Genomic DNA, 25,753 nt, shown 5'->3' with positions numbered 1-25,753 from the left:
TGCCCAAATGGAAAACAGTCGGTCTGTAGATGCTAAGTTGCGGTTTTAGATGAGAATTTTTACCACACTGGGGAGAGAGCAATAAATATCAACCGCATAATTAGAAGGAAATAAAATCGGAGATACAAGGGGATTAATAGGGAGATTATAGGGGTTCATCCGAATGAGGTCCGAATGAGGTCCCTATAAAGTCCCTATGAAGTACGTGTTAAAAAAACTGGTAATTTGAAGTTGGTATACTGTTAGATCTTTTGATATACATGATAAAAAAGAGCTCGAGGGCTTGATGATTTGGCCTGATATTGACTTTTTCGATGCAAATAAAAAGAGAAAGATAAAGGAGTTTATGATACTGTTTCTTGTTAAAGCGAAACAACTGCAAGATATCGTGTAACGCCAGATTTTCTTTAGTGGATTTTCGCAAAAATCTGACACAATCTTCTCTAATAATTTCGTAAATTTCAAGTTCAAAAAAATGTAAATTGTCTTGCATTTAATGTATTGTATTAAAGAGGGTTAGAATTTTATGTATATTATTTTCGATACGGAAACGACGGGTTTGCCTAAGCGTTGGGACGCACCAATTACCGATACGGACAATTGGCCTCGCTGTATTCAATTGGCTTGGCAGATCCATGATGAGATGGGAAATTTGGTCGAACATCACGATTTCTTGATTAAGCCAGATGGATTTGATATACCCTATGACTCTGAAAAAATACACGGCATATCGACTGCATTGGCCGAAGAACAGGGATTGCCGCTTCAGGAGGTCCTAGAGAAATTTAATGTGGCATTGAATAAAGCCAAGTTTGTTGTTGGACAAAATATTGGTTTTGATTTGAATATCATGGGCTGTGAATTTTACCGTTATGGTGTTGCGTCCAATATGGCTAATATGCCTGTATTGGATACCTGTACGGAAGTAACAGCTGAACTGCTGAAAATTCCAGGCGGTCGCGGTGGGCGTTTTAAATTACCCAATTTGACCGAGCTGCATTCTTATTTATTCGGGGTGCCGTTTGCTGAGGCACATAATGCAACAGCCGACGTTGAGGCGACAACACGTTGTTTTCTGGAGCTTGTCAGAAGAGAGGTATTCACTGCCGAAGAACTTCAGGTCGATACGGGCTACTTTGTCGATTTTAAAACCAACAACCCGGGGCCTATACCCACTGTTGGACTGAAACATATCAACCTAAAAGCAGCTTCTGATGAAATTAGAAAACGGTCTCAGCCAGATGAAGTCAAGGTTGTCGTTGATGCGGACGCGTTAGCAGCTTTAAAGGATGCCAAATTTGCCCATTTACATAACCACTCTCAGTTTTCGATCCTGCAGTCGACGATGTCGTACGATAAGTTAGTTTCGGCAGCGGTCAAGGATAATATGCCTGCTGTTGCGTTAACGGATCACGGAAATATGATGGGGGCTTTTGAGTTTGTTTCTCGTGTTATAGGCCATAATAAAGAAGTTGAAGCACAAAATGCGGAGGCAGTTGAGAATGGAGAGGAGCCTACTGGTCAGCTTTTAAAGCCAATTGTTGGTTGTGAGTTTTTTGTTTGTGAAAACCACAAAGATAAGTCCAGGAAGGATAATGGTTATCAGATTGTGTTATTGGCGAAAAATAAACGCGGGTACCATAATCTGGCTAAACTGGCTTCTTTTGCTTATACGTCTGGGTTCTATTATGTTCCGCGGATTGATAAAGATCTTATTCTTCAATACAAGGAAGATGTTATTGCGCTGTCAGGTAACTTACAGGGGGAGGTGCCGAATAAAATACTGAATATTGGTGAGAGCCAGGCCGAAGAAGCTTTGCTGTGGTGGAAAGAACAATTTGGGGATGATTTTTACCTGGAATTGATGCGTCATGGTCAGGAAGATGAGGATCGTGTGAACCAAACGTTGCTGAAGTTTTCCCGTAAATATGAGGTTAAAGTTGTTGCGACCAATAATACATATTATGAGAAGAAAGGCGATGCGCATGCACATGATATTTTGCTGTGTGTGAAAGATGGTGAGAAGCTCTCAACGCCTAAAGGTAGGGGACGAGGGTTTCGTTTTGGTTTACCGAATCAGGAGTATTATTTCAAGTCTTCAGACGAAATGAAGACTTTGTTTAATGATCTGCCTGAAGCGATTCTAAATATTCAGGAGATTGTCGATAAGGTAGAGATATTTAAGTTAAACCGCGATGTCCTTTTGCCTAAATTTGATATACCCGAAGAATTTCAGGTGGAAGCCGATCTTGAAGATGGTGGAAAACGTGGTGAAAATAAATACCTGGCCCATCTTTGTTATGTGGGGGCGGAGAAACGCTATGAAGAAATTACGACTGATATTCGGGAGCGCCTAGACTTTGAGTTGGCTACCATCGAGAAAACGGGGTATCCGGGTTACTTTTTGATTGTTCAAGATTTTATTGCGGCAGCCCGAGATATGGGAGTTTCCGTGGGGCCAGGACGGGGATCTGCTGCTGGTTCGGCGGTAGCCTATTGTTTGGGAATTACCAATATCGATCCGATTAAATATGACTTGCTTTTTGAGCGTTTCTTGAATCCCGACCGTGTGTCAATGCCGGATATCGATATCGATTTTGATGACGAGGGGCGTGGTCGTGTCATGCAATATGTAATCAATAAATATGGCGCTAGTCAGGTTGCCCAGATTATTACCTATGGTACAATGGCAGCGAAGTCATCCATCAAAGATACAGCGCGTGTATTGGACTTACCTTTGGGTGATGCCAATGAGATTGCCAAGCTGATTCCGAATCTTAAATTATCCAAGATTTTTACTTTAGATGATGCCGGCTTAAAGGAAAAGCTGAGAACTGAGGAAATTGAAGCTGTTAATCGGTTGAAATCTATTGCTGATGGTGCTGGATTGGAGGCTGAAACGATCAGACAGGCCCGGGTTTTGGAGGGTTCTGTCCGAAATACAGGTATCCATGCCTGTGGTGTTATTATTACGCCAGACGATATTACTAATTTCGTTCCTGTTTCTTTGGCAAAAGACTCGGATCTTTATGTGACGCAGTTCGATAACCACGTTGTTGAAAGTGCCGGTTTGCTGAAAATGGACTTTTTGGGTTTAAAGACACTTACACTGATTAAAGATACAGTCGAAAATGTCAAATTAAGCCATGGTATCGTGCTGGATCCGGATCAATTTCCGATCGACGATGAGCTTACTTATGAGCTCTTTCAACGTGGAGAGACCATCGGGGTGTTTCAGTATGAATCTCCTGGAATGCAGAAATACATGCGGGACCTTAAGCCGACGGTATTTGCCGATTTGATTGCGATGAATGCACTTTATCGCCCGGGTCCAATAGAGTATATTCCAAGTTTTATTAAGCGTAAGCATGGTATAGATCCTATTGTTTACGATTTGGATGCCTGTGAGGAATATTTGAAAGAAACGTATGGAATTACGGTATACCAGGAGCAGGTAATGCTTTTGTCTCAAAAGTTAGCTGGATTTTCGAAAGGTGATGCCGACGTTTTGCGTAAGGCTATGGGTAAGAAGCAAAAGGCGGTACTGGATAAGATGAAGCCTAAGTTTGTTTCACAGGCAGAGGAGAAAGGACATAATGCAAAAGTTTTGGAGAAGATCTGGACCGACTGGGAAGCTTTTGCAAGTTATGCATTTAATAAATCCCATTCTACCTGTTATGCTTGGGTTGCTTATCAAACAGCCTATTTGAAAGCGCATTTTCCAGCGGAATATATGGCTGCGGTACTTTCTAACAATATGAATGACATCAAGCAGGTGACGTTCTTTATGGAGGAATGTAAGCGTATGGGACTAGAGGTGCTTGGTCCTGATGTGAATGAATCCTATTATAAGTTTACGGTAAATGAGTCTGGAGCTATTCGTTTTGGGATAGGTGCAGTTAAAGGTGTCGGGGCAGGAGCAGTAGATGCTATCGTGCAAACTCGACAATCAGGATTGTATAAATCTGTTTTCGATATGGCCAAACGGATTGATCTTCGTGCGGTCAATAAGAAAGCTTTCGAGAGTCTGGCTTATGCTGGTGGTTTTGATAGTTTCGATAATACGCATCGTGCACAGTATTTTCATTCGGATGAAAGTTCTACAGGAATGGAAAAGGCGATACGATTCGGCCAGCGTTTTAAAGAAAATGAAAGTTCGGCCCAGGCGAGCTTGTTTGGTGTAGGTGGTGCTGCAGAATTGCCGGAACCTGTTTTGGCACCCTGTCCGCAATGGGGATTGATTGAAAAGCTTAAATATGAAAAAGATGTTATCGGTATTTATTTGACCAGTCACCCCTTAGATACATACCGCTTTGAGATAGAACATTTTTGTCAGAATTCGGTTTCGGATTTGGCATTGATCAACAAAGTTAAGGCGGCAGAGGTCGATGAAGAGACTTTGCTTGAGTTTAATCGAATCAAGAATAAAGAATTGGTGATCGGTGGTATTATCGCATCGGCAAACCATCGATTAACGAAGACTGGTAAACCTTTTGCGTCGTTTATCATAGAAGATTATAGTGATTCTTATGATATGGCAGTTTTTGGCGAAGAGTACGTCAAGTTAAAGGGCTATTTGCAAGAAGGCTATTTTGTACAATTGCGGGGTTTGGTACAGGAGCGTTTCAGGCAGGTTGGAAATTGGGGCTTTGAGCTGCGCAGTGTACAGTTACTTTCGGATCTTCGTGAGAAGATGGCGAAGAGTTTTACGATCAATATTCCTTTACCTAAGTTGAATGAAGCATTTCTTGACGGAATCAAAGATATACTGGCGCAAAATGAGATTGAGGGGGTTGTGCCAAATTGTCAATTAAAGTTTAAAATTTGGGATCCCCAAGATGAAATATCTGTCGAAATGCCAGCTAAAAGTCTGAAAATAAACCTAACAAATGAATTTTTGGACTGTATAGATAAGTTTGAAGGGATAAATTACCGATTGAATTAGTTTGGATTGGAATTTGTGTAATTAAGATTACAAATACATTGGTAGTTGTTACTATCTTTGTTTATTGATTTTAGCAATTAAATAGTATTAAAGATATAACTTCGGTTTATAAAATTAAAAGATTATGGCATTAGAAATTACAGATAGCAACTTTGAAGAAGTTGTCTTAAAAGCAGACAAACCAGTATTAATTGATTTTTGGGCAGAATGGTGTGGTCCTTGCCGTATGGTAGGTCCTGTGGTTGAAGAACTGGCTAAGGATTATGAAGGTAAAGCTGTTGTAGGAAAAGTAAATGTGGATGAAAATCCAGAGATTTCTGTTCGTTATGGCATTCGTAATATTCCAGCTTTATTGTTCTTTAAAAATGGAGAAATTGTTGATAAACAAATTGGAGCTGTTCCAAAATCAGTATTGAACGAGAAATTAGAAAAACAATTAGCATAACTTAGTTAAATGACAAAAAAAGCCTGGAATATTCTATTTCAGGCTTTTTTTGTTTTTAAAATCCAATTTTTTTGATTTTATTTCGACTTTTAGTTGTTTTGTGTATATATTTTATTTGTTTTGATGTGTTTTGTTTCTATATTTTATTTATTTTGGTGTATTTTATGCTTTTGTTTTGTTTTTTAGTAGTTTAATGTGTTGTATTTTTTGTGTTTTTGTGTTTTAATATGGTTTTATTGTTAGTTTTTATGTATTTGTGTTTAATTTTTTATAAAAAATCAATTTTATTTGCAAAAACCAATATTTTTTGCTTCTTTTGAGTATTGAAATTGGTTTTCGAAAAGAATTTGTTTCGATTTTTTTGATTTTGATATTGTTTTTTTTGACTCGATGATTTAGGAGTTATTTTTTTGAAAAAAAATAGAAATTGACAAAGATTTTCCCTTTCAAATACCCTAGATTATGCCTCGCGTTGCTCTCCGTAACGCGAGTTTTTTTTTGGCTAAAGTATGGGTAAAAACAAAAGCGGCTATCCGAAAGGATAGCCGCTTTTTATTATTGACTAAATAAACTGAATTATTCAGCAATTACTTCGAAAGGAACTTGAACTTTCACTTCTTTGTGTAAGTTTAAGTTTGCGATGTATTCACCTAATTCTTTAGGTTCTACTTCGAAAGTGATACGACGACGATCTACATCAAAACCTTTTGCTTTCAACGCATCAGCAATTTGAATGCTGTTTACTTTACCAAAGATTTTACCAGATTCACCTGCTTTAGCACCGATTGAAAGTTTAATAGCTTCCAATTTACCAGCTAATTCAGTAGCGTCTTTTTTGATTTTTTCTTGTTTGAACTGAGCTTGTTTGATGTTCTCAGCTAAAACTTTCTTTGCAGATTCAGTCGCTTGGATAGCAAATCCTTGCGGGATTAAGTAGTTACGACCGAAACCTGGCTTTACATTAACGATATCGTTTTGCTCACCTAAGCCTTTGATATCTTGTTTTAAAATTACTTCCATTTTCTATCGTCCTCCTTATTTAATTGCATCAGCTAAGTAAGGTAATAAGCCGATGTGACGAGCACGTTTAACAGCTTGAGCTACTTTACGTTGAAATTTCAAAGATGTACCAGTTAAACGACGAGGTAAGATTTTACCTTGATCATTTACAAATTTCATCAAGAAGTTAGCATCTTTATAATCGATATATTTGATACCATTCTTTTTGAAACGACAGTATTTTTTACGGTTGTCCTCTACTTTAGGAGCAGTTACGTATTGGATATTTTCGTTAGCCATTAGTTTGCGCCCTCCTCAGTTTTAGTTTCAGCTTTTTTGTTGAATGCACCGCTACGTTTTTTCTCGTTGTATGCTTTAGCATGTTTGTCTAAGCTTACAGTCAAGAAACGCATAATGCGCTCATCACGTTTGTATTCAACCTCTAATTTATTGATTAATTCACCTGGAGCCTTGAATTCAGTTAAGTGATAAAATCCAGTAGTTTTTTTCTGGATTGGATACGCTAATTTTTTCAAACCCCAATTGTCTTCAGCGACAATCTCGGCTCCGCCTTCTGTTAAGATGTTTTTGAATTTTGCGATTACTTCTTTCGCAGCATCATCAGAAAGCAACGGGGTAAGAACGATTACAGATTCGTACTGTTGCATTGTGTTAATTAATTTTGTTATTTAAAATTCCACTTTTGTGGAAGTGCAAAGGTAGTTATTATATTGTTATGTTGCAAAGCTTTGAAATAAAAAAGTTTAGATCCTTTGGAGGGATCTAAACTTTTCTCAACCGAACTAGGCTATATTTTAGTTCAATTTCTTTAATTCTTCTTTGATAGCTGCCTGTATTTTCTCGCTAACAGGGACTAAAGGAAGTCGTAATTGATCTTTTCCGATCCCCAATTCCTGTAAAATATATTTTACACCAGCAGGGTTTCCTTCAATAAAACACAGATCTGTAATGTCAAGGAGTTCATTATGGATCGATCTAGCTTCCGCATAATTGCCTTCAGCGCATAACTTAGCTAATGTGGCAACCTTTTTCGGTAATGCGTTTCCGATCACTGAAATGATACCAGCAGCTCCAAGAGACATCATCGGCAAGGTAACCGGATCATCTCCGGAGATCAATAGAAATCCCGTAGGTTTATCCCGTAGAATTTCGCTGAATTGCGCAAAATTTCCAGAAGCTTCTTTGATGGCTACGATATTGGAAAAATCATTGGCTAGTCGTAATGTTGTCTGTGCTGTTATATTGCTGCCCGTACGCCCAGGCACATTGTATAAAATAACCGGAAGTGGAGAGGCGTTTGAAACAGCCTTGTAATGCTGGTAAATGCCTTCTTGTGTTGGTTTGTTATAATAAGGAGATACAGATAGAATTGCACAGAAGCCTGTTGGATTAAAGTTTTTAATTTGTTCCACAATTTCGGCTGTATTATTACCGCCAATTCCAGCAACCAAAGGAAGTCTACCGTTCACGCGCTTGACAGTAAAATCCCAGATACGCTTTCGTTCATCATTGGTTAAAGTGGCAACTTCTCCAGTTGTACCTAAAGAAACCAAATAATCCATACCTTCGTTGATTTGCAAGTCAATTAGCTGACCTAATGCTTCGAAATCAACAGATTCATCTGAGTTAAAAGGAGTGACCAATGCTACTCCTGCGCCGTGAAGCTCGTTCATCTTGTTTTTGTATTTATATAAATTTAATTAAAAAAACTTACTTGGGATTAATGAGTTCAAATAGTTCTTTATCATTAATCATCGGGATACCCAATTTTTCTGCCTTCGCTAGTTTGGACGGTCCCATTTTATCTCCCGCTACGAGGTAGCTTAATTTGGCAGAAATGGAAGATAACATCTTTCCGCCATTGCTTTCAATTACTGCTGCTAGCTCTTCACGTGAATGGTCTGCAAATACACCAGAAATCAGGAAGGTTTTCCCTTCAAGTGAATTGCTCGCAAGGATGATCTCCTTTTCCTCAATTTCGAAATTTAAGCCATAATTTCTCAGTGCAACAATCTGTTGTTGATGAATTGGATTGTCTAAGTATTCTTTGACACTCTCCGCAATACGGCGTCCAATGTCTTGTACTCCTTCGATTTCCTCTGTCGAGGCTTGTGCGAGTGCATCAATATTTTTGAAATGCTGGGCTAATTTTTTTGCAATCGTCTCGCCGACATGACGTATTCCAAGCGAAAATAAGACTTTTTCAAAAGGTTTTTCTTTGGATTTTTCGATGCCGTTGAGCATGTTATCGATTGATTTTTGACCGAAACGTTCCAGTTGTTGCAGGTCATCTTGATGGTCTTTTAGGCCATAGATGTCAACGATATTGCGTAACAAACCTTTCTTGAAGAAAGTATCCACGGTCTCGTCCCCCATTCCCTCGATGTCCATCATTTTTCGTCCGATAAAATGCTGCATTTTGCCAACAATTTGTGGCGGGCATCCAGTTTCATTAGGGCAATAGTGTACGGCTTCCCCTTCTTGTCGTATAAGTGCTGTGTCGCATTCCGGACAAGATGTGGGGTAGACAAAACTTGTCGATCCTGCTAATCTTTTCTCGAGGTTTACCCCAATTATTTTAGGTATAATTTCGCCCCCTTTTTCTACAAAGACAGTGTCATCTTCGTGTAGGTCGAGACGTGCGATTTCATTTGCATTGTGTAAAGAAGCGCGTTTTACCGTTGTGCCTGCCAGTTGTACAGGTTGAAGATTGGCAACAGGTGTAACAGCGCCGGTACGTCCAACTTGATAACTAATCGAGTTCAATGTGGTTTCTACACGCTCTGCTTTGAATTTATAGGATATTGCCCAACGTGGATTTTTGGCAGTAAAGCCAAGTTCCTCCTGTTGTGCGTAATCATTTACTTTAATAACAATTCCATCAATTTCATAACCTAGGTTATGACGTTCGACATCCCAGTAGTCAATAAATGCAAAAACATCGGTTAATGTGCTGCATTTTCTGCTATGCTCGCTGACGTGAAATCCCCAGTCTTTGACATGGTTTAAGCTATTCCAATGGTCGTGAAATAGATTTGTTCTGTTGTCGCAGTACAAAAAGTAAAGGAAACAGTCCAATGGGCGTTTTGCAACTTCAGCAGAATCTTGGAGTTTGATGGTTCCAGAAGCGAAATTTCTTGGGTTGGCATAAGTTTGCTCCTCATTATCGGCTCGTTCCTTATTCAGGCGGAGAAAAGCTGATTTGTGCATAAATATTTCACCTCGTATTTCGAATTGATCTGGATAATCTCCTTCTTTGAGTTTGATCGGGATAGAACGAATGGTTTTAACATTGTTTGTGACAACATCGCCTTGTGTACCATCACCGCGCGTAACGGCTTTACTTAGTAGGCCATTTTCATAAGTCAAGCTGATGGATAAACCGTCAAATTTTAATTCACAAACATATTCGAACTGATCGCCGATGATTTTGCGGATTCGCTGGTCGAAGTCAAGTAACTCCTCCTGATTGTATGTGTTGCCCAATGAAAGCATTGGCCAGCGGTGCTTTTCCGTTTGAAATCGGGAGGTAATGTCTCCACCAACACGCTGTGTAGGGGAGTTGGGGTCGGCAAAGTTGGGATATTGAGCTTCCAGCGCTTCGAGTTCCTTTAATTTAAGGTCGAAGTCGTAGTCCGAAATAACACTGTTCGCCAATACATAGTATTGATAGTTATAATGGTTGAGCTCTGCCGTTAAGTCTTTTATCTTTTTTTCAATATCCATCACCAACATTTTGCAAAATTACAAATAAAAAGTACGTTTAAATAAAATAAATAAAGAATCTTGTCGTAATGACTGCTTTATTTTGAAAATGCGTTTTTCTGCATTTTATGTTACAGGGAAATAATACGCTATTTGAAATCCTCTGGATTTAGCTGAGAAAATTTATGTTTGTTATTTGTGTAAAAATCAATGATAATCGATTTTGTGTACTGTCCTTTTGTATTTTCTTTCACCTTGTATTTTTTTCGTTTTTTAGCATTTTTGAAAATATTCAAGAAGAAATACTGATGTGCACGACTGATTGCCCAGGCATCCTTGGGTTTCCTGTCGATCAGAAACTTAGCAAGGGCTGCAAGGTCAAACCAAAGCCTGATGAAAATAATCCATATTGCTTTGCCTAGCGGCAGGTTTTTTTGCAGCATGACCATGTTATTCCTAAAATTGAGGTAAGTCTTTTTGGGATTACTTGCATTGAGGGTTCCCCCACCAACATGATAAACAATAGATTTAGGACAATAGCCTATGCCATAGCCCATTTTCTTTAATCGCCAACATAGATCGATTTCCTCCATATGAGCAAAGAAATCTTCGTCAAGGCCATCTGCCTCTTTCCAGGCGTCAGAGCGAATAAAAAGTGCCGCTCCAGATGCCCAGAAAATCTCGGATTCATTATCGTACTGTCCCGCATCATCTTCTACTTCATGTAAGATTCTACCTTTACAGAAAGGAAAGCCAAAGTAATCCAGATACCCACCGGCCGCTCCGGCATGTTCGAACTTCTGCTTGTCATGAAATGAACGTATTTTGGGCTGTGCTGCTGCCAGGGAAGGGTTTCTTTCCAAGTATTCAATCACTGGCTCAATCCAGTTTTGGCTCACTTCAACATCCGAATTGAGAAGTACATAGTAATCAGCATCTACACGCTGCAGTATTTTGTTATAACCTCCCGCGAAGCCATAGTTTTTGTCATTTTCAAGGATAGTAATCGTCGGATAGTACTGTTTCACAAATGAAATTGAATCATCATCGGAGGCATTGTCTCCAATGACAAATTCGACATTCGGATACGAACTGTTATATACGGATGGTAAAAATTTTTCCAGGAAAAATCGGCCATTCCAATTGAGGATAACGACAGCTACTTTTGGTAATTTACTCATTTTCTACGTTTTCTTTTCCAACGATTATGTGACCATAGCCAATATTCTGGGTTTTCACGAATAAGCTGTTCCGCAAATTGATTGTGTATATCGGTAATTTCATGCTCTCCAAAGCCACTTGGATCTTCGATTAAAGTAACGAATTTACAGAAATATTGCCCTCTTTTGGGCTTTCTTCCGATATAGCAATAGACCACAGGCGCTTTACTTATTCTAGACAGTCTTTCAGCTCCTGTATAGACCAATGTTTCCTGATTTAGCCAATTAATAAAATAATCGGAATCCGAATACAGCGGTGTTTGATCGGCAACGAGTATACTGATATTGGGCTGGCCTTTCAACTTTACGATATGGCGGAGTATTTGTTTCATTGGTACCATTTCGGCGCCAAACCTTCCTCGCATATCATTGTACACTGTGTCAATATCTTTGTTATTGAGTGGTTTGTATACAATCAGCGTAGGAAAGTTTGTAATTAAGCTCAAACGGTGAATACCCAGCTCCCAATTGGCATAATGTGAGGTCACCCCGATTACGTTTTTGCCCGCTTCGAGGTGTTTAGTCAATTCTTCTACATTTTCCAAAGTCATCTTTTTCTTGACTTCCTCAGCTGTAATCGTTTTCAATTTGATCGATTCGACAAGGAGATCCGGGAAAAAACGATAAAACTTTTTGGCAATTACCAGACGTTCTTTATCCGTTTTTTCTGGAAAAGCATTTTTTAAGTTCTGAAATACAATATTCTTCCTATATCCAATAATATAGTAGAGTATGTAATAAAGCCCATCGGAGATCAAATATAGAAACCAATAGGGGAGAAGAGAGATGATATAGATTAATGCGTTTAACGCTTTTTGTTTCATGCTATAGCTAAAATTCCCAGTGTTCTTTACAAATATCCTTAATTTAAGTTATTTTTGCGTCACTTATAACAAAAATCATCAGTTTTTATGGAATCGCAGTTATTACTTCCGGCATGTTATCTTCCACCAATATCCTATTTTCATACGATACAAGAGCATAATCTTCCTTTGGTCATCGAGAAATATGAGCATTTTCAAAAGCAGAGTTATCGTACGCGAGCACGCATTGCTTCAGCAAATGGTGTGCAGGATTTGATCGTACCCATTCAACATGGCAATAAAGAACGTGTTCCTATGAAAGATATTCGGATAAGCTATGAGTTTGACTGGCAGCGTTTACATTGGCTAAGTATTCAGACAGCTTACCGTAGCTCTGCATATTTTGAATATTATGAAGATGATTTTATACGGTTCTATGAGGAAAAGTTTGCGTATTTGGTAGACTTTAATGTTGCTCAGTTAGAACTCATTCTAAAATCGATCAAACTTAAACGAGCAATAGGGTTTACAGAAGAGTATGTTGCTGCGCCTTCGGAAATGATCGATTTCCGTAACCTGATTCATCCTAAAAAAGAAAGTGTATTGCGTGATCCAAAAGAATATTATCAGGTTTTTTCTGATAAAAATGGCTTTTATCCCGATTTAAGCATTATTGATTTGCTATTCAATCAAGGACCACAATCAAAAAGTTACCTGTAGCCTGACGGTTTTTTTGAACAAAATGCGTTTAATATTGTTGTTATTCAATATTGAACGCATTTAAATGAAACATTTCTTTTTTACTTTTCTTCTTTTTTCTTTGTGTTGGACTTTCGCGCGGGCTCAGGGCGGTGTTGATACGATACATTATCGAAAAGTTTACTATTGGGGTACAACGGGAATGGGCTTTCCGATCGGAAAAACCAAAGATATACTTTCGCCAAAGTTTTCTGGTAGTATTGGTTTGGATATCTCCCTGAAAAATCCAATGTTTTTCGTATCCCCCACACTTTATACACTTTCATTCAAGTATAAGCAGCGATTGGTCAATCCGAATTTTGAGTATCGTATCGAAGATGCAAATACCAATTTCTATACCCTTTCATTTTCGGGGGGCATTAGGAAGCAGATGCGATTATTGAATATCTATGGTTTTGTAGGTCCCGGTGTAGGATTGACGAGTGAGCCAAGGGCGAATGTACTCGCAGACCAAAAGCTTATTAAGATGGAAAATAAAAATCACCTGAATTTCTCCAGCAAAATAGGTGCTGGGGCAGATTATAAATTTAACGGTTTCTTTTTAGGGCTTGAGCTTGGTTATCTCCATAATTTTAGGAAGATTCAGGACACTCCTGTGAATATTTTTACCGTCATGGTTGGATTAAAATCCGATATTACACAAATTGGGGATAAAGTCATCAATGTCATTGGCATCGATGGTTACATTAGCGGTAAAAAAGAGAAAAAATAGACGGCTTATTTTAAGACCTGAATGGTGTCTCCAACATGTGCTTCGGCGTCGCTGCCTGTTTTTTTAACTTTTTCCGTTTGTTCAACCGCTACTGCAAATGTGGACGGAATAATGCCTGCACCAAATTTGATCGCATAAAATTTGGTGAATTCTGCGCCAAAATACAATATTGCAGCCGAATAGTAGATCCATAATAACATAACAATTATTGATCCCGCAGCTCCGTAAAAGCTGGCTGTGGAGGAAAGATTCAGATAGATTGAAATGCCGTACCTGCCTAACATAAAGAGTAAGCCTGTAAAGATAGCTCCGCCAAGCATGTCCCTGAATTTTACTTTAGCATCCGGAAGGAAGGAAAAGATAAAGCCAAATAAAATGACAATGACCGAAAATGTGATGCCCGTATTCACCCATGAAATGAGTGCAATCGGAATAAAAGGAAAATAAGTCATGACTAAATTGGTCACGGCAACAATAACTCCGTTGATCATGAGTGAGGCAATTAGCAAAAAACCAAGGGCAATCACGATGGAAAAAGAAATCAGCCTGTTGATGATTAATTTTAGCCATCCCTTTTTTGGTTTCGGTTTTACTTTCCAGATATTGTTTATTGAGTCCTGTATATCAACGAATAAGGTTGTGGAGGATAGAATCAATGTAACGATACCAATCGTGATCCCCATATTAGATTTATTCTCGAAAGTTATTTTTTGAAGATAGGACTGGATCTGTGTGGTTACATCCTGACCAAAAAGAACCATGACTTCCTCCAGCACCTGATCCTGCGCTGAAGATCCACTTTGAAGATGTTCTCCATAGAAAAATCCGATACACCAGATAACAATCATAAGAAGTGGGCCGATGGAGAAGACGGTATAATAAGCCAATGAAGCACTCTTCTTCATACATTTGTCATCATTGAATCCATTAAAGGCATCAACTAAGACATGCCAAACGTTTTTCCAGTAGGCGAGTGTAAATAAATCTCGTAATGTAACGTGCTTCATAATAAGATGATCAGCTCCAATAATCGTGCAAATTGTTACTCTTGGTTTTGTTCCTGATACAATTTGTCGATTGCGGCTTCGTTCTCTTTTAAAATAATTTTTCGTTTTAGACTCAATTTTGGCGTCAATTGACCGTCGTTGATTGTCCATTCCTTTGGAAGAAGAATAAATTTCTTGACAATTTCCCAATGTCCAAAGTTAGTGGATAATCGGTTAATTTCTTCTTGATATTTTTGGATTACTTCCGGATTTTTGATGATTTCTTCGTTTGAACCGCCGGTAATACCTTTTTGGTTTGCCCATTTGGACAGCACATCAAATGCAGGAACAATCAAGGCGCCGGGAAATTTTCTATTTTCTCCAAAAACCATGACCTGTCCGATTAATGTAGACTCCATGAGTTTGTTTTCAATGGATTGGGGCGCGATATATTTACCACCTGCAGTCTTAAACATTTCCTTTTTTCGATCGGTTATTTTTAGGAAACCATCGGATGTAATTTCTCCAATATCGCCCGTCTTGAAAAAACCATTATCGTCAAAAGCTTCTTTTGTGGCTTCTTCATTTTTATAATAGCCTGTCGTGATACTAGGGCCCTTGACAAGAATCTCACCGTCTGAAGCAATTTTAACTTCTAAGTTTTTCAGGGGTTTGCCTACAGTCCCAAATTTCAACCCATTGGGTAAGTAGGAGTTTACAGCAATAACCGGAGATGTTTCAGTCAGGCCGTACCCCTCAAGTACTTTAAGTCCAGCGGCCCAGAATACACGCGCTAAACGCTCTTGAAGAGCTGCACCACCGGATACAATGATCTTAATATTTCCGCCAAGAGCTTCTTGCCATTTCGAAAATATCAGTTTTCTAGCGATCGCAAGTTTTAGATTGTAAAGTGGTCCATTATGCGCTGGTTCTTGAAATTTCAAGCCAAGATCAACAGCCCAGAAGAAAATTTTCTTTTTTAATCCAGTTAAGGCTTTCCCTTTTTCAATAATCTTATCGTATACTTTCTCCAGGACACGGGGTACGGTGGTGAATACATCCGGTTTGACATCGTTGATATCGGCAACAACATTGTCTAAGGTCTCTGAAAAATAGATCTGGATTCCTTTCGAATAGTACATATATACCACCATGCGTTCAAAAATATGGCATAGCGGAAGAAAGCTAAGTGCCGTTTTGAAATCCGATCGGATGAGATGATTGCATGCCAAGACGTTGCTGTATACGTTTTTGTGAGACAGGTATACGCCTTTAGGGCGCCCTGTTGTACCTGAAGTGTAGATCAGTGTTAATAGATCTTCTTCTGTAACAGCCTCTCGAAGTGGAGCCAGGTCGGTTGTGTCATCTTTTGCTGTTTCGATGAATGTTTTTAGCTGCGTATAATTTTCAATGGCATCAAATGTATACAGTTGTGGGTTTATACCGTGTTCCTTGATGGCTTGTTCAATACGGTCCGTCAATTCTCTGTTGCTGACAAATAGTACGTTGACATCCGAGTCATTTACAATAAACGAAAGATCCTGTGCGGATAAAGTGGGATAGAGGGGAACAGTTGCAAGACCGATTTGATTGCAGGCAAAATCAACTAAATTCCACTCGGGTCTGTTGCCGGACATGATTCCTACCCGATCACCTTTTTTGAGGCCTAATTGCAGTAACGCCCTGCTTAAGGTGTCAATTGCGTCGGTGTATTCTTTGGTAGAATATGTCTTCCACTGGCCATTTCCATCTCGCCCTGCCACCATGATGTCCTTTGCGTATTTTTCTTTATATAAGGTTATAAAGTCAAAAATTCTGCCCATATCACTTGAGTTTATTTGGTTACTACTACATGCTGTATTGACCTAAATATACAGAAATAAAGTTGGATAATTTGGGATTATTGTCATAACAAATTAAACATTGTTTCGTTATAGCTGTAATGGATATTTACCCTATCGAAAAGGTCCTTCGTAGGGGAAGTTCTGGTAAATAGTTTTTTATGTGCACTGCAATTATATTGCATATAAAAAGCAATTTATCTATGTTTGGAAAAATGTAAAGCAAAAAAAGCGTACGATTTTTATGAAAAAAATATTTTTGGCTGTCGGTGGAATGCTGATGTTTGGAGCATTATCCAATAGAGCTATGGCTCAGTTGGACAATAGGGGTGCTATTGGTGGACGTTTCGGGTCTGCTCAGGGAATTACATATCGTCACACGCTTAACTCGGACCATGCATTGGAAGGAATTATGAGTATTCAGAGCAATTCTGATTTTCGCCGTTTCCGCGTTGTGGGCTTATATGAAATCTATAAACCATTGACTGCTGGGTTTAATTGGTATTATGGTTTTGGTGGTAGTATCGGTTCTTATAAGGAGAAAGACAAAATTATCGAGGGTCAGCGTCATTCATTTGATTCACAGCTTAATCTGAGTATTGACGGTATCGTAGGTATTGAATATAATATTCCGCAGGCACCGTTTCAAATCTCATTGGATGTAAAACCTTATTTCGATTTTCTAAACGAATCCAGTATCAAATTATTTGATCCGATCGGTTTTTCGGTAAGATATAAATTTTAAAAAAAGAATAGCGGGATTTCCCGCTATTCTTTTTTTAATGATAATACTTCCGTGTTAAGCCATCCAGATTTTACCTAGCAATTCCTGTAGAAAGGTTTGTTCTTTGAGCGGACGGATTTCGTATATCTTTTTATTGCTCTTTTTGATTTGAACAGGGATTTCCCGCACTAAACCATCTCGTGCCACCAGGAAGTTTAATATCTCCCCCTCTTTGGCATGTTGAACAATGAAATCAATTTCCTTGTCCTTAACATCGAGCCTGTTACTATTAATTGCAATCAGTTCGTCTTTTACACTTAATCCGGCATCATATGCACCAGAATCTTTTTCCACTGTCGCTACCGAAATTAGCCCATCCACTTTATTGGTTGTAATGCCTAGTGTCAACGTGTTGTTATTAACATTGGTATCAACAATTTCATAACCAACGAGATTAAAATAATCGTTGTATTCCAGTTCTCCGTCCTGATGAGCAGCATTGAAAATATCATCCAGCGAAGTGCCTGCGATACGTTCAGCAAGGCTTCTCAATTCGTTTTCTTCAAATCCACGATCAAGTTTTAGGTAGAACTCCTCATAAGCCTCGCGGATAACATCATCCAATTTTAGCCTACCTTCTGTAGCGGCAATAATTTTAATATCCAACAATGCTGTCAGCATTGCACCTTTGTTGTAATAGGAAATTCCTGAATTCATCGAATTTTCATCAGGCCGATAATATTTAATCCAGGTATCGAAACTTGAGGCTGCTGCAGACTGTATCGTATGCCCTGGACGGTTTAATACAATGTTGAAATCGTTAGCTAGCAAAGCGAGATACTCTTTTTCATCATAGAATCCACAGCGTTTAATAATTAAATTATCATAGTACGAAGTGAATCCTTCCATGATCCAGAGGCCTGTGGTATAGTTTTCGGCATCGTAATTAAACGGTCCTAATGCTTTTGGACGTAAGCGTTTCACATTCCATAGGTGAAAATACTCATGTGCAACGAGACTCAAATAGTTTTTGTAGCTGGTCTCATTTAGATAGGCATTTCTCGAGGCTCCCAATACTGTTGAATTGAGATGTTCTAGACCTCCACCTCCAGATTGGTAGTTGTGGGTAATAATGACATATCGCTCATTGGGGTTCGAACCCCAGATGCGGGTTTCTTCTTCGACGATACGTGTGATATCTTTCGTCAGGCGTTCTTTATCATAGCTGCCACCTCCGACCATGGCGCATTCATGTTCGACACCGGCAGCCTGGAATTTCCAGACATCCTGATTACCAGCTTCGATGGGCGTATCGTATAATACGTCAAAATTTGGCGCATAAAACTTGCATTCTCCAATTTGTTCGAGTCCAGTTGATATACTTGCCCAAGAATCTTTTAGTGCTATGCTGATTGTCGAAGGATTGTTTATACGGCCATCGATATGAAAGAAAGTTGCCGTAGGTACAATAAAAGCATGGTCACTATCGAAAAAGTTGGTACGCACAGAAACTTCAAAACCGTATATGGCGTAGATTACTTCGATCTGATCCAAAGATTCTGTGGGTATTCGCCAGGTGTTCTTTGAAACTTTCTGGTAGGCAATTGTATTTCCTGCTTTGTCAAATGATCGGAATCGTTCAACGTTTTTAGCATATTCACGAATTAAATAAGATCCAGGAGACCAGACCGGCATTTTTAGATCGACATAAGGCTGGTTGAGCTTTGCGATGCTCATTTTTACTTCGATATAATGAGCTTGTGCTTCTGAAAATGATACCTCAAAATGTATTTCGGGTATACTGAAATGGTCACTGTCCATGAAAGATGATTTTAGTATGAGCTTACAAAATTAAAAGTATCGTACGCTTAACCAAACAAAAAAATAGATTGTTGGTTCTACAATTATGAATCAGCGTGCCCCATCATTGTTCCTTCAGTAGAAAAAGAACAATGACGGGAAGCAGCTAATAGTACCCTCCAATATACATAAATTTATTTAAGAAATGAGGTGTAAATCGATAGGCATAATAGCTGCTTTGGATGAAATACCCGTTTTTATTGGGCTGGGGAGATGAAGCAAAAAATCTGTTTTTTATCAGAATTTTTGCTAAGTTTGATACAGTAGTTTATAGGGGGAAAATAATCAAGAATTTGTATGATCTTAGTTGTTGATAGCGGCTCTTCAAAGTCGGATTGGAAGTTGGAATTGCCAGATAGTGCGCCTATCTCATTCAGTACAAATGGACTCAATCCTTTTTTTGTGAATGAAAAGGAAATCACACGTGTTATTAAGGAGATACCCGAAATTATTCCCTACGCCGATGAAGTTACTGAGTTGTATTTTTTTGGTGCAGGATGCATTACGCCTGATCGTCGGGAAATGGTTTCAAATGCATTGACACCCTTATTCGAAAATGCTTACATTTCTGTTGAGAATGATCTTTTTGGTAGTGCCTTAGCGACCTGTGGTAATAAAAAAGGTTATGTAGCGACATTAGGGACAGGGTCTGATTTGAGTTTTTTTGACGGAGAGGAGCTGATGCCATCGCATAATGGAAATGGCTATGTATTAGGTGATGAGGGGTCAGGGGCATATTTCGGGAAAAATCTTGTTAGACTTTTTCTATATGGCCGTATGCCGAAAGATCTGAATGAAAAATTTGCGAACAAATACAGAATAAATAAAGAGATCGTCATCAAAAATGTTTATCAAAAAGAACGTCCCAATGCTTTCTTAGCATCGTTTGCGCCGTTCATGTCCGATAATATTACCCATCCCTTTATTATTGATCTGGTAAAGAGTGGATTCGAAGAATTTGTTCAAGCTTCGATTTTGACCTATCCGGACTATAATAAATATGCATGTCACTTTGTAGGTTCTATTGCTTATAGTTTTGATTTAATTTTACGGGAAGTCTGTGAAACACATCAGATAAAGGTAGGTACTATTTTAAAATCTCCTATCAACGAGCTTTTTGATGCGGTACTGGAAAGAGAGAGTAATTCATTGTTAAGTCTTTAAAATAATTAGATATGATTATTGCAACTATTATGGTGTATATGTCAATGTTATTTGGCAATCCCAATTTTTATGATTTTAAGTTTACGACACTTGATGGGCAAGAAGTGAAAATGTCCGATTTCAAGGGAAAGAAAATATTGATCGTGAATACTGCCTCAAAATGCGGTTTCACAAAACAGTACAAAGATCTGGAGGAATTGCACAAAACCTTTGGCGATAAGCTCATCATTATTGGCTTTCCGGCAAATAATTTTGGACAACAGGAACCGGGTTCAAATGCGCAGATTCAAGAGTTTTGTGAACAAAATTATGGTGTTGATTTTCTAATGGCCGAAAAGATCGATGTAAAAGGAGATCAAATATCACCCTTGTTTAAGTATTTGACCGCTCAGGAGAACCCCGATTTTAAAGGTGAAATCAAATGGAACTTTGAAAAGTTTTTGATTGATGAGAACGGTAAACTTGTACATCGTTTCCGTTCAGCGACCAATCCGCTGGATCCGGCTATTGTAAACTGGGTAGAAAACAAGAAATAGTAAAAATAACAAAATAAAAAAGCTGCAAAATCTGCAGCTTTTTTATTTTGTTTATTGTCCAGTCGATCCGAGGGCCTCTGGTTTTCCCATAAAGCTTAGCGACAAGGTTATAGTTTATGGGTTGGCTTTTGTTTACTTGATGTAAGCTGTTACCTATTTGATATATGCATCGTACAAGGCTCCTATACAATCTTTAAGCAAAGGGTTGAAGTCATCGCTATCGGGAATATTGCAGCCATTGGTTATCACAATAAACCCATATTTTTTCTTTGGATTGAAAAACAGCGCACTATAAAGCCCATATGCCGAACCGGTATGTCCTGTCAGGTTAACACCGGGGACAATTTTTGCATTGTTCATAATCGCTAATCCATAGCCTGATTCTTTATTTACAGCCGTCTGCATAATCTTCGCATATTTTTTACTGATGATGTTTTTTCCCTGACTATGGCCGTAGTTCATGTGCATCATCATGTATCTGGCTAAATCTAAGGCAGATATTTTCATTCCACCTGTCGGAGAAAGCACAGGAGTGCTATAGCCCAGGATGTATTGATTGAGTTCTTCCCGACGTGGATTATAGGCACTGGGCTCTTCATGGGGATTTCCCTTTTCATCAAAGGCGTATAACGAAACCAATCTTTTCTGATCCAAGGAGTCTATACAGTAACCACCATATAAGTTGAGCGGTTTGAGGATATGGTTAACAATGTAGCTGTCGACACGTGTATTGGTCAGTTTCTCGAGAACGGCACCGGCCATATTAAAGTTGAGATTACAATATTGGTATTGTGTGCCGGGTTCATAAAGATTGTATGAATCTTTCCAGTTTGGGTTTTTGGATGGATTGATGACATCTAGGTTGAAGTAACCGTTTTTATCATTGACGCTGGACGTATGCGAAAGGATCATCCGGAGTGTTATTTTTTTTCCTGGATAATTGGGGTTTCTGATTGGAAAACCGATCAGATCTCCGAAGTCGTCGTCTAACTTGCATCGGCCATCTGCTATTAATTGCATTAATGATGTTGCAGTGAATGACTTTGAAATAGAAGCAATTCTAAAGAGGTCATTCTCTCCGAGAGCCGTTTTGGTTTCCAAGTTTTTGTAACCATAATTTTTGTGATACTCAATTTTATTGTTTTTGACGACGACCACACTGAGCCCGACAGCATTATACCGACGCATAATTGCTGTGAGATCATGATCAACCTGTGTTTGCTGACCCAACAAAAATGTGGGAAAGAATAAAAAAATAAAAGCGGAGAGTAGGAGCTTATGCGTTCTCATTGAATTGATTAGTTAGGATGTTAGTTATGGCATAAATGTAAGGAAATCCTTACGATTAATAGAAATAGTTACAGTGAATCCTTGCAACATATAATAGATGCTACGAAGTTGAATCATTCATCTATTATAATAAGCTATTTTTATTTAAAACTATTCTAAACAATAAAATAATATCGTATGTTTGCGCCGACAAATAATTTTTACGAACTCACAATTTATTAACATGAAAAGAACTTTTCTGGGACTTGTTTTAAGTCTGGGATTGGTAGGAGCAATTCATTTGGATGCATCGGCGCAAAGTAAGGGGATACATGGCCGTGTTAAAACCAAAGATGGTGCACCAATTGAATCGGCAACAGTAACCATAGTTTCTTTAGGTAGGTCTACTTCGACTTCCGGTGATGGAAGCTTCCATTTTTCTAATCTTCCAGATGGAACCTATACTATTCGGATTAAAAGTATCGGAAATGGAGCTGAGGAGCGTACCATCGAGGTTAAAAATGGAAAGGCGACAGCCATTAATGTTTCTTTGAATATTTCTGAATCTCAATTGGAACAAGTGGAAGTGGTGGGCTACAACTCGCATAACAGTAAAACAGTTAATGTCGGTAAAGCAGGTATTATTGATCGGGATTTGCCGCAGAGTGTACAAATTATAAACGAACAGGTTATTGCAGATCAACAGGTTAATCGCCTGAGTGATGCGCTAAAAAATGCAAACGGTGTCGCTATGGGAGCGAATCGCGGTGGGGTCAACGAAAATTTTTACGCAAGGGGCTATAGCTTAGGCGGGAATAATATATTTAAAAATGGTGCGCGAACCAACAATGGAGGTTCGATTGAGGCGAGCACCTTGGAATCTGTAGAGATTTTAAAAGGAAGTTCTGCTTTGTTATATGGCGGTGTATCTGGTGGGGCCGTTGTAAATCTGGTTACGAAAAAGCCTAAATTTTATTATGGAGGCGAGGCTTCAATGCGCGTAGGAAGTTATGACTTCTATAAACCAACAGTGGATGTGTATGGTCCAATTTCCAATAAGGTTGCATTCCGCGTTATCGGAACTTATGAAAAAGCGGGTAGCTTTAGGGATCAAGTCACATCAAAACGTACTTATGTAAATCCTTCTGTTTTATATAAAATATCTGATAAAACTGATCTCAACTTTACATTCGATTACTTAAAAAGTGATTTTACTCCAGACTTTGGAATGGGGACCGTGGATGGAAAGTTGAACAATGAAGTTGGCAGAAACACTTTTATGAATGTGCCTTTTGCTTTCAACAGAACAAATACCTCAAACGGCCAGATCAATTTGAACCATAAGTTTAATGATTCATGGAATTTAAACGCAATAGCAAGTTACCAAACGTACGATCGTGATTATTATGGATCAGATCGGATTCAAGCGAATAAAAATGGAATTGCTCCGCGGAGTTTAACCCGATCCAAATCAAATGAGTTTACGGCCAACCAGCAATTGAATCTAACGGGAACTGTAAAAACAGGATCCATCAAGCATAAGATCCTGGTGGGAGCAGATGCCGATCAATCGCATTCAAATGCGTATGCCTATAAAATTGATGCATCTAAAAATGTGGGCGGTGTATACGATTCTATTTATGTCTTTAATCCCTCACAAACTGCGCAGCATTTGGTTTCGGGAAATGGACTTCGAACAGATATGCCACAAGCGGATTTATTGACCAAAACAACAACGGATATCTTCCGTTATGGTGCTTTTTTTCAGGACTTAATAGAAGTTACTGAACAATTTAAAGTATTGGCTGGGATTCGCTATACGTATCAGCGTACACCGAATTCGGAAAAGTATACTTATGCGACGAATCAATCGGAAGAGATTATTAATCTAGATGGTCAGAAAAATCCGATCGGCGCAAAAGTGGACAAAGCATGGTCACCTAAATTTGGATTGATCTATCAGCCGATCCGCTCATCAAGTGTCTATGTTACTTATGCAAATAACTTTACATCGAATTCGGGATACGATGTAAATTATCAACCCTTGGCTCCCTCCATCATCGATCAGTACGAAGCAGGTGTGAAAAATGACTTTTTCAATGGTAGGTTATCCGCAAATGTTGCTTGGTATAGAATTAATAACAATCGCTTTGCCCAACAATTATTGGTACTCCCGGGTGGAACAAGCAATAGCGATGCAAATATGAAAGAATTTTCTGGAAAGACGGCTTCAAGCGGATTGGAAGTTGATGTTACCGGAACTTTACTTCCAGGATTGAATGTTATCGCCGGTTATTCCTATAATTATATGCGTTATACCGAAACCAATCCAATTTCAAGTTATACAACCATCGTTGATGGTAAGGAGAAAGTGACTGAAATCTCTGGAAACGAAGAAAATGTACGTTTGGTAGGAACTACAGCACATACGGCTAATGGAACCGTGTTTTATACCATTCAAAACGGGGCTGTTAAGGGGCTGAAGTTAGGTTTTTCCGCATTTTATACAGGTAGACGTAATGCAGGTTGGAATAATACAAAGATCAACGTACGCGATGGTCTTAATCGTCTGATCTCCGTTAGTCCATTTACAACCATAGATTTCTCCGCTGGTTATGCTTATAAAAACTGGAGTATTTTGGGTAAATTATCCAATATCACCAACGCGTTTAACTATTATATCCATGAAAACTATAGTGTGAATCCGATTCCACCGCGTAGTTTTATGGCAACTTTAGCGTATAAATTTGAGAAGAGGTAATATCGCTCTTCAACCCATAAAAAAACGGAGTCAGCAACATGCTGACTCCGTTTTTTTATACTGGAATTTCAATCGATGCCACTTTAGGACGCATTAAAATCAAGATACTCTTTCTGGATACAGGCTATAAATTCGCCTAATGCACTGTTTTTACTTTTTATATTAGAGACCAGGATCACTTCTGTTTTGCTATCCATATCCTCAAGCTTCATGATTTTTAGGTTTAAATGCGGGTATTGTTTGATAGTGGACGCAGGGACGACTGCCATGCCCAAGCCTTGTGACACCAACTCAAGGATGGAAGACATCGAATTGCTCTGATGTACAATTTTGGGTTCGAATCCCATGCGGTTACAGGTATTAATAACAAGTCGGTGATATTCCGATGCGTATTTCTGATTGAAAGAAATGAAACTTTCATTAAAAAAGTTGATCGCATTAAATTTCACCTGTGAATGACCTACAATAACCATAGGGTCTTCGAAAAGGGGAGTGGTAAGCAATTCACTTGAATAAATTGGAGCACGCATAATACCCAGATCCAATTTTCCGTTTTCGAGTGCTAATTTTTGTTTCTGCGTCGATGTTTCGAAAAGACTAACTCTTAAGTATGGAAATTTCAATTGAATTTGCTTTAATACCGTAGCAAGCATTTTCTTAGGTGTCGAACTAATATAGCCCAGTTTGAATTCTCCTGAGATATTGTTGTGGATCTGTTTGGTGATCGTTTTGCTGTGTTCGATATTTTGTAGGATCTCCACAACCTCCTCCAAAAAGTATTTACCTGCTTCCGTTAGCTCGACGCGTTTGTTGGTTCGGAAGAAAAGAATAACACCTAATTCGTCTTCTAGATCTTTAATCTGCCGGCTTAATGGGGGCTGGGACATAAATAAGCGTTCTGCTGCTCGGCCAAAATGAAGCTCTTCGGCTACTGTTTTGAAATAAATGAGATGTCGGATTTCCATCGATACTTTTTTGGTATGAATTGATGACAAAATAAATA

20 protein-coding genes are annotated in these 25,753 nt (G+C 38.7%); 8 read left to right on the top strand and 12 right to left on the bottom strand.

Annotated elements, in window-relative coordinates:
- Window positions 1–526: 526 nt before the first annotated feature.
- Window positions 527–4,945 (top strand): DNA polymerase III subunit alpha, encoded by a 4,419-nt coding sequence (gene dnaE / locus CBM24_RS22325; protein WP_088162789.1) that lies wholly within the window; start codon window positions 527–529, stop codon window positions 4,943–4,945.
- 124 nt (window positions 4,946–5,069) lie between these two features.
- Complete coding sequence (gene trxA / locus CBM24_RS22320) at window positions 5,070–5,390, top strand: thioredoxin (RefSeq protein WP_046671752.1); 321 nt, start codon at window positions 5,070–5,072, stop codon at window positions 5,388–5,390.
- A 576-nt stretch (window positions 5,391–5,966) separates the two neighbouring features.
- Here trxA and rplI read toward each other — a convergent pair.
- The 7 genes from rplI to CBM24_RS22285 all read right to left on the bottom strand — a co-directional run bounded on the left by rplI (window position 5,967) and on the right by CBM24_RS22285 (window position 12,159).
- Window positions 5,967–6,410 carry a 50S ribosomal protein L9 gene (rplI, locus tag CBM24_RS22315; RefSeq protein ID WP_046671751.1) on the bottom strand — a complete coding sequence of 148 codons (444 nt, stop codon included), beginning with the start codon at window positions 6,408–6,410 and terminating at the stop codon, window positions 5,967–5,969.
- A gap of 15 nt (window positions 6,411–6,425) precedes the next feature.
- The gene (gene rpsR / locus CBM24_RS22310; protein ID WP_028071347.1) at window positions 6,426–6,689 is read right to left on the bottom strand and encodes a 30S ribosomal protein S18; all 264 of its coding nucleotides are present in this window, start codon (window positions 6,687–6,689) and stop codon (window positions 6,426–6,428) included.
- Window positions 6,689–7,057, bottom strand: a complete 369-nt coding sequence (rpsF, locus tag CBM24_RS22305) for a 30S ribosomal protein S6 (protein WP_046671750.1) — start codon at window positions 7,055–7,057, stop codon at window positions 6,689–6,691. Before rpsF ends, rpsR begins: the two co-directional genes overlap by 1 nt.
- Before the next feature lie 147 nt (window positions 7,058–7,204).
- A complete protein-coding gene (gene dapA, locus CBM24_RS22300) occupies window positions 7,205–8,083 on the bottom strand; it encodes a 4-hydroxy-tetrahydrodipicolinate synthase (protein WP_088162788.1) in 879 nt (292 codons plus the stop codon).
- A 37-nt stretch (window positions 8,084–8,120) separates the two neighbouring features.
- Window positions 8,121–10,145 carry an NAD-dependent DNA ligase LigA gene (gene ligA / locus CBM24_RS22295; protein WP_088162787.1) on the bottom strand — a complete coding sequence of 675 codons (2,025 nt, stop codon included), beginning with the start codon at window positions 10,143–10,145 and terminating at the stop codon, window positions 8,121–8,123.
- Window positions 10,146–10,264: 119 nt separating this feature from the next.
- Complete coding sequence (locus CBM24_RS22290) at window positions 10,265–11,296, bottom strand: glycosyltransferase family 2 protein (protein WP_075994004.1); 1,032 nt, start codon at window positions 11,294–11,296, stop codon at window positions 10,265–10,267.
- Entirely contained in the window at window positions 11,293–12,159 is an 867-nt protein-coding gene (locus CBM24_RS22285) for a lysophospholipid acyltransferase family protein (protein WP_088162786.1), read from the bottom strand. The genes CBM24_RS22290 and CBM24_RS22285 overlap by 4 nt, the downstream gene beginning before the upstream one ends.
- A gap of 87 nt (window positions 12,160–12,246) precedes the next feature.
- Here CBM24_RS22285 and CBM24_RS22280 point away from each other — a divergent pair, with 87 nt between their 5' ends.
- Together CBM24_RS22280 and CBM24_RS22275 are read left to right on the top strand one after the other, a co-directional pair.
- Window positions 12,247–12,858 carry a WbqC family protein gene (locus CBM24_RS22280; RefSeq protein ID WP_088162785.1) on the top strand — a complete coding sequence of 204 codons (612 nt, stop codon included), beginning with the start codon at window positions 12,247–12,249 and terminating at the stop codon, window positions 12,856–12,858.
- Window positions 12,859–12,922: 64 nt separating this feature from the next.
- Entirely contained in the window at window positions 12,923–13,609 is a 687-nt protein-coding gene (locus CBM24_RS22275; RefSeq protein WP_088162784.1) for a hypothetical protein, read from the top strand.
- 5 nt (window positions 13,610–13,614) lie between these two features.
- Here the strand turns inward: CBM24_RS22275 and CBM24_RS22270 are convergent, their stop codons facing one another.
- Together CBM24_RS22270 and CBM24_RS22265 are read right to left on the bottom strand one after the other, a co-directional pair.
- Window positions 13,615–14,616, bottom strand: coding sequence for a YihY/virulence factor BrkB family protein (locus CBM24_RS22270; RefSeq protein ID WP_088162783.1), 1,002 nt, complete (start codon window positions 14,614–14,616; stop codon window positions 13,615–13,617).
- 35 nt (window positions 14,617–14,651) lie between these two features.
- Window positions 14,652–16,418 (bottom strand): AMP-dependent synthetase/ligase, encoded by a 1,767-nt coding sequence (locus CBM24_RS22265; RefSeq protein WP_088162782.1) that lies wholly within the window; start codon window positions 16,416–16,418, stop codon window positions 14,652–14,654.
- Window positions 16,419–16,680: 262 nt separating this feature from the next.
- Here CBM24_RS22265 and CBM24_RS22260 point away from each other — a divergent pair, with 262 nt between their 5' ends.
- Complete coding sequence (locus CBM24_RS22260; RefSeq protein ID WP_088163737.1) at window positions 16,681–17,181, top strand: hypothetical protein; 501 nt, start codon at window positions 16,681–16,683, stop codon at window positions 17,179–17,181.
- 54 nt (window positions 17,182–17,235) lie between these two features.
- Here CBM24_RS22260 and CBM24_RS22255 read toward each other — a convergent pair whose 3' ends face one another.
- Window positions 17,236–18,981 (bottom strand): M61 family metallopeptidase, encoded by a 1,746-nt coding sequence (locus tag CBM24_RS22255; RefSeq protein WP_088162781.1) that lies wholly within the window; start codon window positions 18,979–18,981, stop codon window positions 17,236–17,238.
- A 336-nt stretch (window positions 18,982–19,317) separates the two neighbouring features.
- Here CBM24_RS22255 and CBM24_RS22250 point away from each other — a divergent pair, with 336 nt between their 5' ends.
- Together CBM24_RS22250 and CBM24_RS22245 are read left to right on the top strand one after the other, a co-directional pair.
- Window positions 19,318–20,184, top strand: a complete 867-nt coding sequence (locus CBM24_RS22250; protein WP_088162780.1) for an N-acetylglucosamine kinase — start codon at window positions 19,318–19,320, stop codon at window positions 20,182–20,184.
- Window positions 20,185–20,195: 11 nt separating this feature from the next.
- Window positions 20,196–20,720, top strand: coding sequence for a glutathione peroxidase (locus CBM24_RS22245; RefSeq protein WP_088162779.1), 525 nt, complete (start codon window positions 20,196–20,198; stop codon window positions 20,718–20,720).
- 153 nt (window positions 20,721–20,873) lie between these two features.
- Here the strand turns inward: CBM24_RS22245 and CBM24_RS22240 are convergent, their stop codons facing one another.
- Window positions 20,874–22,010, bottom strand: coding sequence for a serine hydrolase domain-containing protein (locus tag CBM24_RS22240; RefSeq protein ID WP_088162778.1), 1,137 nt, complete (start codon window positions 22,008–22,010; stop codon window positions 20,874–20,876).
- 223 nt (window positions 22,011–22,233) lie between these two features.
- Between CBM24_RS22240 and CBM24_RS22235 the strand changes: the two genes are divergently transcribed.
- Window positions 22,234–24,750, top strand: coding sequence for a TonB-dependent receptor (locus CBM24_RS22235; RefSeq protein ID WP_088162777.1), 2,517 nt, complete (start codon window positions 22,234–22,236; stop codon window positions 24,748–24,750).
- Between the two features lie 83 nt (window positions 24,751–24,833).
- Here CBM24_RS22235 and CBM24_RS22230 read toward each other — a convergent pair whose 3' ends face one another.
- Window positions 24,834–25,745: a LysR family transcriptional regulator gene (locus CBM24_RS22230; protein ID WP_232475603.1), complete on the bottom strand. Its 912-nt coding sequence runs from the start codon at window positions 25,743–25,745 to the stop codon at window positions 24,834–24,836.
- Window positions 25,746–25,753: the final 8 nt, after the last annotated feature.

This window comes from Sphingobacterium sp. G1-14 (genome assembly GCF_002196555.1).
Classification (GTDB): Bacteria; Bacteroidota; Bacteroidia; order Sphingobacteriales; family Sphingobacteriaceae; genus Sphingobacterium; species Sphingobacterium siyangense.
This window is presented reverse-complemented; position numbering and strand designations above follow the sequence as displayed.

What these genes read in the sequence shown, in the direction of transcription:
- CBM24_RS22260 (WP_088163737.1), top strand. Translation starts at nt 16,681, where the DNA reads ATGAAAAAAATATTTTTGGCTGTCGGTGGAATGCTGATGTTTGGAGCA.
- CBM24_RS22290 (WP_075994004.1), bottom strand. Translation starts at nt 11,296, where the DNA reads ATGAGTAAATTACCAAAAGTAGCTGTCGTTATCCTCAATTGGAATGGC.
- rplI (WP_046671751.1), bottom strand. Translation starts at nt 6,410, where the DNA reads ATGGAAGTAATTTTAAAACAAGATATCAAAGGCTTAGGTGAGCAAAAC.
- CBM24_RS22240 (WP_088162778.1), bottom strand. Translation starts at nt 22,010, where the DNA reads ATGAGAACGCATAAGCTCCTACTCTCCGCTTTTATTTTTTTATTCTTT.
- CBM24_RS22280 (WP_088162785.1), top strand. Translation starts at nt 12,247, where the DNA reads ATGGAATCGCAGTTATTACTTCCGGCATGTTATCTTCCACCAATATCC.
- rpsF (WP_046671750.1), bottom strand. Translation starts at nt 7,057, where the DNA reads ATGCAACAGTACGAATCTGTAATCGTTCTTACCCCGTTGCTTTCTGAT.
- dapA (WP_088162788.1), bottom strand. Translation starts at nt 8,083, where the DNA reads ATGAACGAGCTTCACGGCGCAGGAGTAGCATTGGTCACTCCTTTTAAC.
- CBM24_RS22270 (WP_088162783.1), bottom strand. Translation starts at nt 14,616, where the DNA reads ATGAAGCACGTTACATTACGAGATTTATTTACACTCGCCTACTGGAAA.
- ligA (WP_088162787.1), bottom strand. Translation starts at nt 10,145, where the DNA reads ATGTTGGTGATGGATATTGAAAAAAAGATAAAAGACTTAACGGCAGAG.
- CBM24_RS22265 (WP_088162782.1), bottom strand. Translation starts at nt 16,418, where the DNA reads ATGGGCAGAATTTTTGACTTTATAACCTTATATAAAGAAAAATACGCA.
- CBM24_RS22245 (WP_088162779.1), top strand. Translation starts at nt 20,196, where the DNA reads ATGATTATTGCAACTATTATGGTGTATATGTCAATGTTATTTGGCAAT.
- CBM24_RS22255 (WP_088162781.1), bottom strand. Translation starts at nt 18,981, where the DNA reads ATGGACAGTGACCATTTCAGTATACCCGAAATACATTTTGAGGTATCA.
- CBM24_RS22285 (WP_088162786.1), bottom strand. Translation starts at nt 12,159, where the DNA reads ATGAAACAAAAAGCGTTAAACGCATTAATCTATATCATCTCTCTTCTC.
- CBM24_RS22250 (WP_088162780.1), top strand. Translation starts at nt 19,318, where the DNA reads ATGATCTTAGTTGTTGATAGCGGCTCTTCAAAGTCGGATTGGAAGTTG.
- rpsR (WP_028071347.1), bottom strand. Translation starts at nt 6,689, where the DNA reads ATGGCTAACGAAAATATCCAATACGTAACTGCTCCTAAAGTAGAGGAC.
- CBM24_RS22275 (WP_088162784.1), top strand. Translation starts at nt 12,923, where the DNA reads ATGAAACATTTCTTTTTTACTTTTCTTCTTTTTTCTTTGTGTTGGACT.
- CBM24_RS22235 (WP_088162777.1), top strand. Translation starts at nt 22,234, where the DNA reads ATGAAAAGAACTTTTCTGGGACTTGTTTTAAGTCTGGGATTGGTAGGA.
- dnaE (WP_088162789.1), top strand. Translation starts at nt 527, where the DNA reads ATGTATATTATTTTCGATACGGAAACGACGGGTTTGCCTAAGCGTTGG.
- trxA (WP_046671752.1), top strand. Translation starts at nt 5,070, where the DNA reads ATGGCATTAGAAATTACAGATAGCAACTTTGAAGAAGTTGTCTTAAAA.